This window comes from Sulfitobacter sediminivivens, from assembly GCF_042611115.2.
In the GTDB taxonomy this organism is placed as follows: Bacteria; Pseudomonadota; Alphaproteobacteria; order Rhodobacterales; family Rhodobacteraceae; genus Sulfitobacter; species Sulfitobacter sediminivivens.
Genome location: NZ_JBHGAR020000005.1, coordinates 12,424 through 25,968 on the forward strand (window position 1 = coordinate 12,424; position 13,545 = coordinate 25,968).

Annotated in this window: 12 protein-coding genes; 7 read left to right on the forward strand and 5 right to left on the reverse strand. The window is 56.4% G+C overall.

Annotation, left to right across the window (positions count from 1 at the left end):
• Positions 1-21 precede the first annotated feature (21 nt).
• Complete coding sequence (locus tag ACEWL3_RS07140; protein WP_386179360.1) at positions 22-1,779, forward strand: sensor histidine kinase; 1,758 nt, start codon at positions 22-24, stop codon at positions 1,777-1,779.
• Between the two features lie 4 nt (positions 1,780-1,783).
• Positions 1,784-3,118, forward strand: a complete 1,335-nt coding sequence (locus tag ACEWL3_RS07145; RefSeq protein ID WP_386179357.1) for a sigma-54-dependent transcriptional regulator — start codon at positions 1,784-1,786, stop codon at positions 3,116-3,118.
• 28 nt (positions 3,119-3,146) lie between these two features.
• Here ACEWL3_RS07145 and ACEWL3_RS07150 read toward each other — a convergent pair whose 3' ends face one another.
• Positions 3,147-3,437: a hypothetical protein gene (locus ACEWL3_RS07150; RefSeq protein WP_386179354.1), complete on the reverse strand. Its 291-nt coding sequence runs from the start codon at positions 3,435-3,437 to the stop codon at positions 3,147-3,149.
• A 565-nt stretch (positions 3,438-4,002) separates the two neighbouring features.
• Here ACEWL3_RS07150 and ACEWL3_RS07155 point away from each other — a divergent pair.
• Entirely contained in the window at positions 4,003-6,729 is a 2,727-nt protein-coding gene (locus tag ACEWL3_RS07155) for an Rne/Rng family ribonuclease (protein WP_386179351.1), read from the forward strand.
• A 52-nt stretch (positions 6,730-6,781) separates the two neighbouring features.
• Here ACEWL3_RS07155 and ACEWL3_RS07160 read toward each other — a convergent pair whose 3' ends face one another.
• Positions 6,782-7,009 carry a sulfurtransferase TusA family protein gene (locus tag ACEWL3_RS07160; RefSeq protein ID WP_386179348.1) on the reverse strand — a complete coding sequence of 76 codons (228 nt, stop codon included), beginning with the start codon at positions 7,007-7,009 and terminating at the stop codon, positions 6,782-6,784.
• A 104-nt stretch (positions 7,010-7,113) separates the two neighbouring features.
• Between ACEWL3_RS07160 and ACEWL3_RS07165 the strand changes: the two genes are divergently transcribed.
• The 4 genes from ACEWL3_RS07165 (at position 7,114) to ACEWL3_RS07180 (ending at position 11,469) form a co-directional block, all read left to right on the forward strand.
• On the forward strand, positions 7,114-7,866 hold the full coding sequence (locus tag ACEWL3_RS07165) for a cytochrome c biogenesis CcdA family protein (RefSeq protein WP_386179345.1): 753 nt from the start codon (positions 7,114-7,116) through the stop codon (positions 7,864-7,866).
• A gap of 53 nt (positions 7,867-7,919) precedes the next feature.
• Positions 7,920-9,155, forward strand: a complete 1,236-nt coding sequence (locus tag ACEWL3_RS07170; RefSeq protein WP_386179342.1) for a hypothetical protein — start codon at positions 7,920-7,922, stop codon at positions 9,153-9,155.
• On the forward strand, positions 9,152-10,504 hold the full coding sequence (locus tag ACEWL3_RS07175; RefSeq protein WP_386179339.1) for a cytochrome P450: 1,353 nt from the start codon (positions 9,152-9,154) through the stop codon (positions 10,502-10,504). The genes ACEWL3_RS07170 and ACEWL3_RS07175 overlap by 4 nt, the downstream gene beginning before the upstream one ends.
• Positions 10,505-10,575: 71 nt before the next feature.
• A complete protein-coding gene (locus tag ACEWL3_RS07180) occupies positions 10,576-11,469 on the forward strand; it encodes a fructose bisphosphate aldolase (RefSeq protein WP_386179336.1) in 894 nt (297 codons plus the stop codon).
• 283 nt (positions 11,470-11,752) lie between these two features.
• On the opposite strand, the gene ACEWL3_RS07185 is transcribed toward ACEWL3_RS07180, so the two are convergent.
• Genes ACEWL3_RS07185 through fumC form a run of 3 tightly spaced genes read right to left on the reverse strand, consistent with a single transcriptional unit; the run spans position 11,753 to position 13,538 of the window.
• A complete protein-coding gene (locus ACEWL3_RS07185; protein WP_386179333.1) occupies positions 11,753-11,977 on the reverse strand; it encodes a ribbon-helix-helix domain-containing protein in 225 nt (74 codons plus the stop codon).
• Positions 11,974-12,150: a DUF4169 family protein gene (locus ACEWL3_RS07190; protein WP_386179331.1), complete on the reverse strand. Its 177-nt coding sequence runs from the start codon at positions 12,148-12,150 to the stop codon at positions 11,974-11,976. The genes ACEWL3_RS07185 and ACEWL3_RS07190 overlap by 4 nt, the downstream gene beginning before the upstream one ends.
• Positions 12,147-13,538, reverse strand: a complete 1,392-nt coding sequence (fumC, locus tag ACEWL3_RS07195; RefSeq protein ID WP_386179328.1) for a class II fumarate hydratase — start codon at positions 13,536-13,538, stop codon at positions 12,147-12,149. Before fumC ends, ACEWL3_RS07190 begins: the two co-directional genes overlap by 4 nt.
• Positions 13,539-13,545: the final 7 nt, after the last annotated feature.

Genomic DNA, 13,545 nt, shown 5'->3' on the forward strand with positions numbered 1-13,545 from the left:
GCATCCGCGTAGATTACGCCCATGAGCGATGCCCCCGAACAAAATACCAGTCTGGCCGTTTCATGGCGGATCAGGTTTGCAATTGCAGTGCTGATGGCGTTTGCGGTTGTGACGATCTCGATCACCAACAAGCTGCTGACCAACCGGTTTACCGAAAGCACGCGCAGTCGGGCTGAGCTGCGCATCGCACTTTATAGCGGAAATTTGCTGGCTGAGCTGCGCCAAAACGCGATTGTGCCTCAGCTTCTGGCGCGTGACCCAACGCTGATCAACGCATTGGATCTGGCCAATTATTCTTTGTCCACACAGCGTCTTATTTCTTTTGTCGATGAGATTGGGGCCGCATCCCTGATGCTTTATGACATTGACGGGCGCACCGTGGCGGCCACGGATCGCAATCATTTGGGGTCCGCGCATCGCTCAGAGCCCTATTTCGTAGACGCAATCCGGTCCAACGCGACCATTTTCAGCACCATCAAGCGCGAAACCGGCGGATATCGCTTTGTCTATTCGCGCCGCATCCAGGACGGGGGCACAACTTTGGGCGTAATCGCTGTTGAGGTCGATCTGCAGAAATTTGAGCGCGCATGGGCGGGCATTTCGGACGCGGTCATCGTGATGGACAGTTCGGGCGAGATCATTCTGGCGACCGCGCCCAAATGGCGTGGGCTGACCGAGCCAGAGGCTTTGGCCAGTCACACCCCGCAAAGTGCCATTGAACGCGCGATCAAGGCCACCGCCGATTGGACGGCTTTGCCGCCTGATGCCTATCTGCAGGGCGAGGCAGTCATGCGGCTTGAGAACAAGATCCCGTTTCGGGGCTGGCGGATGACCAGCTATACGACTTTCGCGTCGGTGCGCGAACGGGTGAACGGCGTGTTGGCCCTTGAAGTGATGGGGTTTGCGATTCTGCTGGCGCTGACCTTTTATTTCCTGAGCCGCCGGACAGCGGGACGGCTGGCGATCTTCCAACGGGAGTCGGCCAAACTTCGCGCATTGAATGCCGCACTACAGCGAGAAATTGCCGAACGCAAACGGGTGCAGGAAACGCTTGCCGTCGCCGAACAAACCCTTGAACAATCCAGCAAATTGGCCGCTTTGGGCGAGATGTCTGCGGCTGTCAGTCACGAGCTTAACCAGCCCCTTGCGGCAATGAAAACCTATCTGGCAGGTGCGCGTCTGTTGCTGCGGCGAAACCGTCCCGAAGAGGCGCTGTCATCCTTTGGGCGCATCGATGATCTGATTGAACGGATGGGGGCGATCACCCGGCAGCTCAAATCCTATGCCCGCAAGGGTCAAGAGGCGTTCAGCCCTGTGGATATGGGGGCTGCGCTGGCTTCCAGCCTGTCGATGATGGAACCGCAATTGCGCCAGCGCCACGTTCAGATCAGCCGTATTCTGCCCGAGACCCCGGTTCAGGTGATGGGCGACCGTATGCGCATTGAGCAAGTGATGGTGAACCTCTTGCGGAATGCGCTGGATGCCACCAAGTCAGAACGTAACCCGCAGGTGGATATCATTCTGTCGGCGGGGGAAACGGCCACACTAACGGTGCGCGACAATGGCCCCGGTATTGAGGACCTCGATGCGCTGTTTGAGCCGTTTTACACGACCAAGCAGCCGGGCGACGGTGTGGGTCTGGGGCTTGCCATTTCGTCCGGTATCGTGAACGACCTTGGCGGACGGCTGACTGCGCGCAATGGCCAAACAGGCGGTGCGGTCTTTGAAATGCAACTGCCCATTCTGGGCGCTGAGACAAATGTAGAGGCGGCGGAGTAAGCACATGGCACAAGCAATGAAAATCGCGATCGTCGACGACGAACAGGACATGCGCCAGTCGATCAGCCAATGGCTGGCGCTGTCTGGATATGATACTGAAACTTTCGCAAGTGCAGAGGATGCGCTGAAGAATCTTGGCCCCGATTATCCGGGCATTGTGATCTCGGACATCAAGATGCCGGGCATGGATGGCATGCAGTTCCTGAAAAAGCTGATGGGATCGGACAGTGCTTTGCCGGTGATCATGATCACCGGACATGGCGATGTGCCAATGGCGGTTGAGGCGATGCGCGTCGGTGCGTTCGATTTTCTGGAAAAGCCGTTCAATCCGGACCGGATGAGCGAACTGGCGAAAAAGGCGACCAATGCCCGGCGTTTGGTGATGGACAACCGGGCGCTGCGTCGTGAACTTTCTGATGGCGGTCAGTTGATGAAGAAGCTGATTGGCCAAAGCCCGGTGATGGAGCGGTTGCGCGAGGATATCCTTGATCTTGGTCAGGCCGATGGCCACGTTTTGATCGACGGTGAAACCGGCACCGGCAAGACACTGGTCGCCCATGCGCTGCATGCGGTGGGGTCGCGCGCCGGCAAGAAATTTGTGCTGGTCAGCTGTGGAGCCTTGGAAGAAGACGCGCTGTCAAAGCGTCTGTTTGGCCCGATGCAACCCGAAGACGCGCAATTGCCCGCCATCGAAGAAGCACGCGGCGGCACCTTGGTGTTGGAAGACATTGAGGCATTGTCAGAGACATTGCAGGCGCGGTTGCTTAGCGTCATCAATGAACAGGGCACACCGGCCGAAACCCGGATTGTTGCCATCTCGAACCTGCAGGAAGCCGGGCGCACGTCAGAGGATGCCTTGCGCAGCGATCTCTTTTACCGGCTGGCGGCTTTGCGGATCACTGTGCCGCCGCTGCGCCAGCGCGGAGAGGACATTCTGACATTGTTCACGCGGCTGAGCGATCAGTTCGCCGATGAGTACGGCTGTGACGCGCCGCAGGTGTCCGCGCAAGAGGCCGCGCAATTGTTGCAGGCCCCGTGGCCCGGCAACGTGCGTCAGTTGATCAATGTGGCGGAACGCGCCGTGCTGCAATCGCGACGAGGGTCGGGCACCATCGCGTCCTTGCTGATGTCTGATCACGATGAAATGCAGCCAGTGATGACAACCGAGGGTAAACCGCTCAAGGAATATGTCGAAGCGTTTGAAAGGATGCTGATCGACAACACCATGCGCCGCCACAAAGGGTCAATTGCCAGCGTCATGGATGAGTTGTGCCTGCCGCGCCGGACATTGAACGAAAAGATGGCCAAATATGGCTTGCAGCGGTCAGATTACCTCTGATCGCGTCACGTGTCACAAACGGGCCGGATCAGCCGGTTTGCTGCTCCACAATCTGTGTTGCTTTGCCATTGGCGTCCGTTACACATGTCCAGCTTCGCGCGTTCGGGACGTCCACGATATAGCGGCCCGTCTCAATGACCGGGATTGTTGTATTGATCGCTGCAGATTTATTGCCCGTTTCCTTGGCAACCGCCGCAACACATGATTTTTGACCGCGCACTTCAGCCAGTGCGACAGAATCGCCCGCGACGGCAACTTCGTCACAGGCGGCAACAGCCAGCAGAGACAGGCATAGGGCAGGGCGCAGTAAATATCGCATGAAGTGGTTCCTTTGGGTCTTGGCTGCCGCAACATGTGCCCCGGCAAAGTTGGCAGATGATCCAGAAGGGGCAGGCCGATCCGGGAGTGGCGAATGTTCCCAGCATCGGTGTTTTTGTCAAGCGATGCAGATATAAAATACGCATTGCCCAAATTGAGCCGAGATTGCCCATTGTCATTTGACCTGCAAACACTTTAACTAGGATGATAGAGACAATGACGCTTTTGCGCGTCGGATGTATCTCTTGAAAGTTTCGCTGCATTTGCAGTCCACGTTAGGGACGCAATGCAGACCGATTGGGCCAGAAATGGCCGGAGAACCGCTGATGCTTTGATGAGTTAAGGCTCTGAAGAGAAACAGTAAATTAATGGATATGAAGTGACATTGCGTTGACTTCATGTCGGAGAAGAAACGCGATGACGCGCGCAGAAGCCAAGAGCAGACGATCAGAGGCCGTTTTCGGCCCCGTCCTGTCCGTGTCCAAATTCGCCCTGACAAGTCACACCCTGCAAACCAAAGGCCCCCCTGGGCCTGTCGTTTCGCGGGCATTGTGCAAATTGGACTTATGCCTAAAAAAATGCTTATCGATGCCACCCACGCCGAAGAAACGCGCGTGGTTGTGGTGGACGGAAACAAAGTTGAGGAATTTGACTTTGAATCTGAAAACAAACGCCAGCTCGCCGGGAACATCTATCTAGCCAAGGTAACGCGGGTCGAACCGTCGCTTCAGGCAGCGTTCGTGGACTATGGTGGAAACCGTCATGGGTTTCTGGCGTTCTCGGAAATTCATCCTGACTATTACCAGATCCCCGTAGCCGACCGTCAGGCGCTGCTCGAAGAAGAGCGCGCCTATGCCGAGCAACAAGCGGCAGAAGATGAAAAACCCAAACGCGCGTCGCGTTCACGGTCACGCAGCCGCTCCAAGCCCAAGGCTGCGGACACCATCAGCGATGATGCGACAACCTCAACCGAGATTGAGGGCATGGAAACCGTTGATTTGACGGATGACGAAGAAGTCGAAGTCGATGAAAACGTGGCCTCCTCGCCGATGGAGCGGGTTTCAGAGACGCCTGTAGAGACCCCCGCAGTTGGTGAAGAAGACGACTCGGATGACGATGGTGATACCGCGAGTGACAGCCCGGATGCGTCTGAAAAGGATGAGAGCATCGAATCTGTCGCCGATGAGGACGACAGCGAGGATATTCGCCCGGCACGCAAGCCACGGCCCAAGCGCTATAAGATTCAGGAAGTCGTTAAAGTTCGCCAGATTCTGCTGGTCCAGGTGGTCAAGGAAGAACGCGGCAATAAGGGTGCCGCCCTGACGACATATCTGTCTTTGGCCGGTCGCTATTGCGTCCTGATGCCCAATACGGCGCGGGGGGGTGGCATCAGCCGCAAGATCACCAATGCTGCGGACCGCAAGAAGCTGAAAGAAATCGCCAATGAGATCGAAGTGCCACGGGGCGCAGGCCTGATCGTGCGCACGGCCGGTGCGAAACGCACCAAGGCCGAGATCAAGCGCGACTATGAATATCTGCAACGTCTGTGGGAACAGATCCGCGAACTGACACTGAAATCCATCGCTCCTGCAAAGATCTATGAAGAGGGCGATCTGATCAAACGGTCGATCCGCGATCTTTATAACCGCGACATTGACGAGGTGTTTGTCGAAGGTGAGCGTGGCTATCGCATCGCCAAAGACTTCATGAAAATGATCATGCCGAGTCATGCCAAAAACGTGAAACTCTATTCAGAGAACCTGCCGCTGTTTGCACGCTATCAGGTGGAAACCTATCTTTCGGGCATGTTCAACCCCACGGTGCAATTGCCGTCGGGCGGTTACATTGTGATCGGTGTGACCGAAGCGTTGGTGGCGGTTGACGTCAACTCTGGCCGGGCAACCAAGGAAGGCTCGATTGAGCAAACCGCGCTCAAGACCAACCTGGAGGCCGCCGCAGAAGTGGCGCGCCAATTGCGGTTGCGTGACCTTGCCGGTTTGATCGTCATCGACTTTATCGACATGGACGAGCGCAAGAACAACGCGTCCGTCGAAAAGATGATGAAAGACAAGCTCAAGACCGACCGCGCGCGCATTCAGGTGGGCCGGATTTCAGGCTTTGGCCTGATGGAAATGTCGCGTCAGCGTCTGCGCCCCGGAATGATCGAGGCAACAACGCAGCCCTGTCAGGCCTGTCACGGCACCGGATTGATCCGGTCTGATGACAACCTCGCGCTCGCGATTCTGCGCCAGATCGAAGAAGAAGGCACCCGTCGCCGGTCACGTGAAGTGCTGGTGCGTGCGCCGGTGGGCATCGCCAACTTCCTGATGAACCAAAAACGCGAACATATCGCCCATATCGAGGCGCGTTATGGTCTGTCGGTCCGGATTGAAGGCGATCCAATGTTGATCAGCCCTGACTTCTCGCTTGAAAAGTTCAAGACCGCGACGCGGGTCGTGGCCCCGGCATCGGCGCATGTGGTGTCGGTTGATACATCTTTGATGGATCAGATTGACGAGGATGAGGCTGAGACGTCCAACGGTGATGACGAAGCGCCAGAAGGACCGGGCAGCAGTACGCCAAGCAATGGTCACATCCATAATGATGAGAATGGCAAAGATGACGGCGAAGGCAAGCCGAAGCGCCGCCGCCGTCGGCGTCGCAGCCGCAAAAAGCCGGGCACTGGTGACCATCAGAATGGTGATACTCTGAATGGCGACGCCAGTGATGGGTCGCCGGACGGTGATCGGTCTGACTTGGCTCAGTCAGAAGACGCGTCTGCGCCCAATGATGCGATGGCAGAGGCTGCTGATGGTGACAAACCAGCGGAAAAGCCAAAGCCAACCAGCCGCAGCAGGTCGCGCAGCAGTTCCAGCAAATCCAAAGCCAAGGTCGAAGCCGAAGGCACTTTTGATACGGATGCCAAGACGTCAGAGGCTGTTGAGGAAACCGCCAAAGCCGAAGATGCGCCAAAGCCCAAGGCAAAATCGACACGCACACGCACCACAAAGCCGAAGGCGGAAAAAGCCGAAGCCAAGCCAGATGAGGCCACACCAGAGGATGCAGGCGAGGAAAAGCCCAAGCCAAAGTCGACACGCAGCCGTGCCAAGCCGAAACCAAAGACGGAAACGGCTGCAGAGCAGGCACCTGAGCCTGTGGCAAAGGTCGAGCCAGCGCCTGAGCCAAAGCCGGAACCGGCACCCGAACCTGTGGCCGCCGAACCCGCATCAGAGCCGGAAAAGCCCGTCGCCAAAAAGCCCAAGCGCAAGGGGTGGTGGTCGCTCGGCGGTTGAGGTTCTGAATGATACTGACAAGAAAGGCAGGCTGAGAGGCCTGCCTTTTGCGTTAACCGCCTTTACGCACCAGATAGATCTGGGCCGCACCTTCGGTTGATGTCTCGATCAGGTGATGCCCGGCTTCGGCACAAAAGTGCGGTACGTCGATAATTGCGGCCGGATCATCCGCGCGGACCTGTATGCAATCGCCCGGTGTCAAAGCGGCCAGCCGCTTGCGCAGTTTCAAAACGGGCAGGGGGCAGAGCAGCCCGGTCGCATCAAGGTCATGTATCTTCATAACAAGTGAGATAGGGCAGATGTTACATCCCGTCCACAGGCTTGTGACCGAACAGAGTTGTAACGGGGCGTGACGCCACCGGTGATCCCCGCTAAGGGTAGGGCATGTTTGGAATAGAATTGATCGACGCCGGGTTAATCCCTGCCATGATGATAGCGTTGGTCGCGGGCGTGATCAGTTTTCTATCGCCCTGCGTTTTGCCCATCGTGCCACCCTATCTGGCCTATATGAGCGGGGTGTCCCTGGGCGATATGTCCAATGTTGCGGCTGCACGGCGGCGCGCGACGGTGGCGGCAGTGTTCTTTGTTCTCGGGCTAAGCACGGTCTTTTTGATCCTTGGCTTCACGGCATCCGTCTTTGGGGCGTTTTTCCTGCAAAATCAGGTGCTTTTTGCCAAGATATCCGGGGTCGTTGTGATCATTTTTGGTCTGCATTTTCTGGGCGTAATTCGCATCCCGTTTCTGGATCAGGAGGCGCGTCTGGATGCCGGCGACAAGGGCGGATCCAGCTTTGGGGCCTATATCCTTGGGCTGGCTTTTGCCTTTGGCTGGACGCCCTGCATCGGCCCGCAACTGGGTGCGATATTATCCTTGGCGGCAACTGAGGCATCCGTGGTACGTGGCACTTTGCTTTTGGGGATTTATGCCGCTGGTCTGGGTATTCCTTTCCTGCTGGCCGCGATGTTTATCACCCGCGCGATGGGCGTGATGAACCGCATCAAGAAACATATGAAGCTGATTGAGCGCGCGATGGGCGTGCTGCTGGTGGCGGTTGGACTGGCGCTGTTGACAGGGGCCTTTACGACTTTATCTTTCTGGTTGCTTGAGACTTTTCCAAGCCTCGCCACCTTGGGCTAAACGTCTTACTCTTGCCCAAAAACGCAGGTAAGCTGCGGGACAAGAGGGCAGACATGGGCAATCACACTATAGGTCAGGTGACACGTCGCCGGGTGTTTTACATTCCCGGCTATGATCCCATTCACCCCCGCCGCTACCGCGAGCTCTATCGCAAGGAAGGGGCCGCGCAGTCGGCGATTTCGGGCTATGATATTGCGCTCAAACCCAATGCAAAAAGTGATAACTATGGCTGGCAGGTCAAAGGGTTGATCGACGGCATTGAAGTGGATGCGAAGGTCGAAGTTCTGGTCTGGTCCGACATTGTGCGCGAGAGCATGAACACCTCCATCCCAGCCACCTATCTGCAGCTTTTGCGCACCGCTTGGGTTTATATCGCCTCAGGCGCGCTTTGGCGGCTGATGAAACTGCGCAAGGGACCGGTGATTGCGGCGCTTTACCCGGTGGGGATGTTGCTGGTTCAATTGGTGCTTGCGGCGGTGCTGGGCTGTCTGATGGCTTTCGGAATGTCTGCTCTTCTTGACCCTTTCATCGGTGTCCTTGCCTATATCCTCGCGCTTCTGATCGGCGGGGCGTGCTCTTATGGCCTGCTGCGTTGGTTCAAAAAGAAAGATGGCAGGTTTTTTGCCTATTACCTGATGCATGATTATTCCTATTCCGCATCGTCAAAAGGGGCGATTCCACCCAAATTGGAAACGCGAATTGCCACGTTTTCCGATAGCATCGCAGCGGCCTTGGCAGAGGATGTGGATGAAGTGTTGATCGTGGGCCATTCATCTGGCGCACATCTTGGCGTGTCGATTTTGGCCGATCTGATCCGCACGGGCGGCGTGCCCGGCAATGGCCCTGCACTGTCATTTCTGTCACTGGGACAGGTGGTGCCGATGGTATCTTTCTTGCCAGATGCCCATCGGCTGCGGGCGGATTTACAGTATCTTTCTGCACGTAATGAAGTGACGTGGGTTGATGTGACCGCCCCCGGCGACGGCTGTGCCTTTGCCCTGTGTGACCCGGTGTCGGTGTCGGGCGTGGCACCCCCTGACAAAAAATGGCCCTTGGTTTTTTCCGCCGCATTTTCGCAAACCCTCAGCCCTCAAAGGTGGAAAGACCTGAGGTGGCGGTTTTTTCGCCTGCATTTTCAGTATCTGTGCGCCTTTGATCAACCGGGCGACTATGATTATTTTCAGATCACAGCTGGGCCGATGACCCTTGCTGCGCGCTATGGTGCCCGCGCGCCCTCCAAGTCGCGCATTGACCATGCGGTCAGTAAATACACGTCTGTTGCTGCATGAGAGTGCCACCCAAGCCCGCCAGCCGCCCGAACAAAGTGTCGCTCTGGCGGTATGCCAGATTGTTCCGTGCTGACATCCTGTCGGCCCAGCCGGCGCGGCTTTATCGGGCGTGGATGGCTGAATTCAGGACGCCGTTCTTTCGCAGCTATCTGATCAACCGACCCGAGCTGATCAAGACCGTGCTCAAGGACCGTCCCGATGATTTCCCCAAGTCGGACAGGATCAGCGAAGGGTTGCGGCCTTTGCTGGGCAAATCGGTTTTCCTGACCAATGGTGAGACATGGAAACGCCAACGCCGCATCATTGACCCCGCGTTTGAGGGGGGCCGCCTGCGCGAGGTGTTTCCGGCGATGTGGGATGCCGCAGAAGCGACTGCGACACGGCTTGAGGCTCAGGTTGGTCAGGTGATCGAAGTTGAGGTTGAAACCAGCCATGCGGCGGCAGATGTGATCTTTCGCACGCTCTTTTCAATCCCGATTGACCATCATCTGGCCCGTGCGGTTTTTGACGCATTCAAAACCTATCAGCGATCGCAGCCATTGTTGAACCTTGCGGCCTTTATCCCGTTGCCGCGCTGGATGCCGCGGCTCTTCCGTAAAGGCACACGCAACAGTGCTGCGCTAATTCGCAGCCTGATCACTGAACTGACCACAATCCGCATGGCCGAAATAGAGGCGGGCACCGCCCCGGACGATCTGGCGACCAAGATCATGACCACCGCCGACCCAGTGACAGGGCATCGATTCGGCTCCGATGAAATGGTCGATCAGGTTGCGATATTTTTTCTGGCCGGGCATGAGACCAGCGCGTCGGCATTGGCGTGGACGCTGTATCTGATGGCGACCCATCCCGATTGGCAGGACAAGCTGGCAGAGGAAGCCTTGGCATTGAAGACCTGCGATTTTGCCGTGATGTCGAAGCTTAAGCTCAGCCGGGATGTGTTTCGTGAGGCACTTCGGCTTTATCCACCGGTGCCGATGATGGTGCGCGAAAACACCTGTCCTGAACGTTTTCGCGACCGGGAAGTGAGACCGGGCGCGCAGCTTGTGCTCAGCCCATGGCACCTGCACCGTCATGAGCGGCTTTGGGATAACCCGGATGGATTTGATCCGACCCGCTGGCACAGTGAGAATGGTCAAAAATGTGCGCGTGAGGCTTTTATTCCGTTCTCTGCGGGCCCGCGTGTGTGCACAGGCGCGGGGTTTGCGATGGTTGAGGGGCCATTGATCCTGTCGCGGATCTTGCGCGATTTTCGCGTTGCCGCAGTGCCGGGGTGCGTGCCGGTCCCGGTGGCACATCTGACCGTGCGCTCGGCCAGCGGTATATGGCTGAGACTGGAGCGGCGGTAGGTTCTATCATCGCAGCCCCCTTTGGATTAACATTACGTTTAACGGAATCAGTAGACGAAGGTGAGTGTTTCATGGCGATCAACAATGCACAAAAAACGCAGATTGAAAGCGGTAAGGGATTTATTGCGGCCTTGGATCAATCGGGCGGTTCCACCCCCAAGGCGCTTGGCCTTTATGGTGTGCAGCCAAGTGACTATTCGGGCGATGCCGAAATGTTCCAGGCGATGCACGACATGCGGGCGCGGATCATTCTTGCGAATGATTTTACCAGCGCCAAGGTGATCGGTGCGATCCTGTTTGAACGCACGATGGACGATACCATCAACGGCAAACCGGTTGCGCAGCTGTTGTGGGAAGACCGAGGCGTCGTGCCATTTTTGAAGATCGACAAGGGGTTGGAAGAGACCGCTGATGGCGTGCAGCTTCTCAAACCGATGCCAGAGCTGGATAGCTTGTTGGCGCGTGCGGTTGCGGCAGGGATTTTTGGGACCAAGGAACGTTCGGTCATCCACGAGGCTGACGCAGGCGGCATTGACGCAGTTGTCGCGCAACAATTTGAAGTAGCAAAACAGGTTTGCAAGGCGGGCTTGGTGCCGATTCTCGAACCTGAGGTAAACATCCATTCAAAGACCAAAGCGGCGGCAGAAGATCTGCTGCGCGATGCCCTTTTGAAGCATCTTGATCAATTGCCTGAGGGTGAAATGGTGATGCTCAAGCTCACCATTCCGGATGTTCCGGGGCAGTATGATAAAGTGGCCCAGCACGCGAATGTCCTGCGGGTTGTGGCGTTGTCGGGTGGCTATTCGACGGATGAAGCTTCAGCCAAACTCAGCCAGAACAGCAGCATGATCGCGAGTTTTTCACGTGCCTTGACCGAAGGGTTGAATGTGTCAATGACCGATGCGGAATTCAACGCAGCACTTGGGGCAAATATAAACAAGATCTATGCGGCGTCGGTGGCTTGAAGGGCAACGGAATTTTCGAAAATTCCGATCCGATTTTTTTGAAAAAATCGTCAATAGAATAACGCGTAACGGTTCTTGATTGCAAAAAATCATCATTTGCCCAGCGTTTTCGATGGCATGATATCCGCGACGTGCAAGTCCAGTTTCAAAAGCGTTTCTGCCAACGTATTTTCAATGTCTCGCAGCTTTCTGCGAACAATGCCGCCTTCGCACTGAAAACATGGATCATCCATGCGTCAGGAGAAAAAGGGGCTGAAATCGTCATGCCCAGACCCTATCCACATCAATGTAAACGATCCTTTAACGACTGCAGCACATAGAGCCTTATCGCAGAAGCCAGCCCCATATCAACACCGCGCGCCACATCAATCTCGGCCACCAACACATTGATTGGCATGTCTTTTTCAGCAGCGATCGCGCGGAATTCCTTCCAGAATTCGTCCTCCAGCGACACCGAGGTGCGATGGCCTCGCAGTGTCACTGAATGTTTGACGGGCCGTGCACTCATGTTTCGCGTTTGTGCGCCTCAAGGTTGCGCGCGATCAGTTCCGCGCGGGCTTTCAACGCTTCTTTTTGCGCTTTAGTCTGGCCAAAACCCACGGCATTTTCATCAGCGCGGGCCTTGCGTGAGGCACGGTTGCGTTCTTTTTTGACTTTGTTCAAGTTGATCGACGTGTTCATTTTGGTCCTATCATGTTTTCGGGCCGCACGACCCGTTCAAAAGTTTCCGCATCGACAAAGCCCAAAGCAATTGCTTCTTCTTTGAGCGTCGTGCCGTTCTTATGCGCGGTCTTGGCGACCTTGGTGGCGTTATCATAGCCGATGGTGGGGGCTAGCGCCGTCACCAGCATCAGGCTTTCTTTCATCAGTTTGTCGATCCGTTCGATGTTGGCCTGCGTGCCCACAACCATGTTGTCGGTAAAACTGCTGGCGGCGTCACCAAGCAATTGCATCGACTGAATCACATTATAGCTCATCATCGGGTTATAGACGTTGAGTTCAAAATGACCCTGAGATCCTGCAAAGCCCACGGCGGCATCATTGCCCATCACATGCGCACAGACCATGGTCAGTGCCTCAGCTTGGGTGGGGTTCACTTTGCCCGGCATGATCGAGGATCCCGGTTCATTCTCGGGCAAGATCAATTCGCCCAGACCAGAACGCGGGCCTGAGCCCAGCAAACGCATGTCGTTGGCGATTTTGAACAAGGATGCGGCGACAGTTTTCAAGGCACCTGAAAACATCACCATGGCGTCATGGGCGGCCAGCGCCTCGAATTTGTTGGGGGCTGTAATAAAGGGCAGGCCAGTGATCGCGGCAATTTCATGCGCGACTTTTTCGGCAAAGCCTTTGCGGGTGTTCAACCCGGTACCCACGGCAGTGCCACCTTGGGCCAGTTCGTAAATATCCGGCAAACAGGCCTCGACCCGTGCAATACCCTTGGCGACCTGATGCGCATAGCCGCCAAATTCCTGACCCAATGTCAGCGGTGTTGCGTCTTGGGTATGGGTGCGGCCGATTTTGATGATGTCTTTGAATTCGTCGGATTTTGCTGCCAATGCGCTGTGCAACTTGCGCAGGCCCGGCAACAGCGTGTCACGCGCCACCATGCCGATAGCCACATGCATCGCAGTGGGGAATGTGTCGTTTGATGATTGACCCATGTTGCAGTGATCATTGGGGTGCACGGGTGTTTTTGAGCCCATCGTGCCGCCCATCATCTCAATCGCGCGGTTCGAGATCACCTCGTTGGCGTTCATGTTCGATTGGGTGCCAGACCCGGTCTGCCAGACCACAAGCGGAAAGTTATCGTCGAATTTGCCGTCGATCACTTCTTGCGCGGCGGCCTGGATGGCGGCGGCCAGATCGGCGTCAAGATCGCCGAACCCCAGATTGACTTCGGCGCAGGCTTTCTTGATCACCCCCAGCGCGCGCACGATTGCGATCGGCTGTCGTTCCCATCCGATCGGGAAATTCATGATGGAGCGTTGCGTCTGCGCGCCCCAATATTTGTCGGAAGGAACCTCAAGAGGGCCAAAGCTGTCAGTTTCTGTGCGGGTATCGGCCATTATGTGG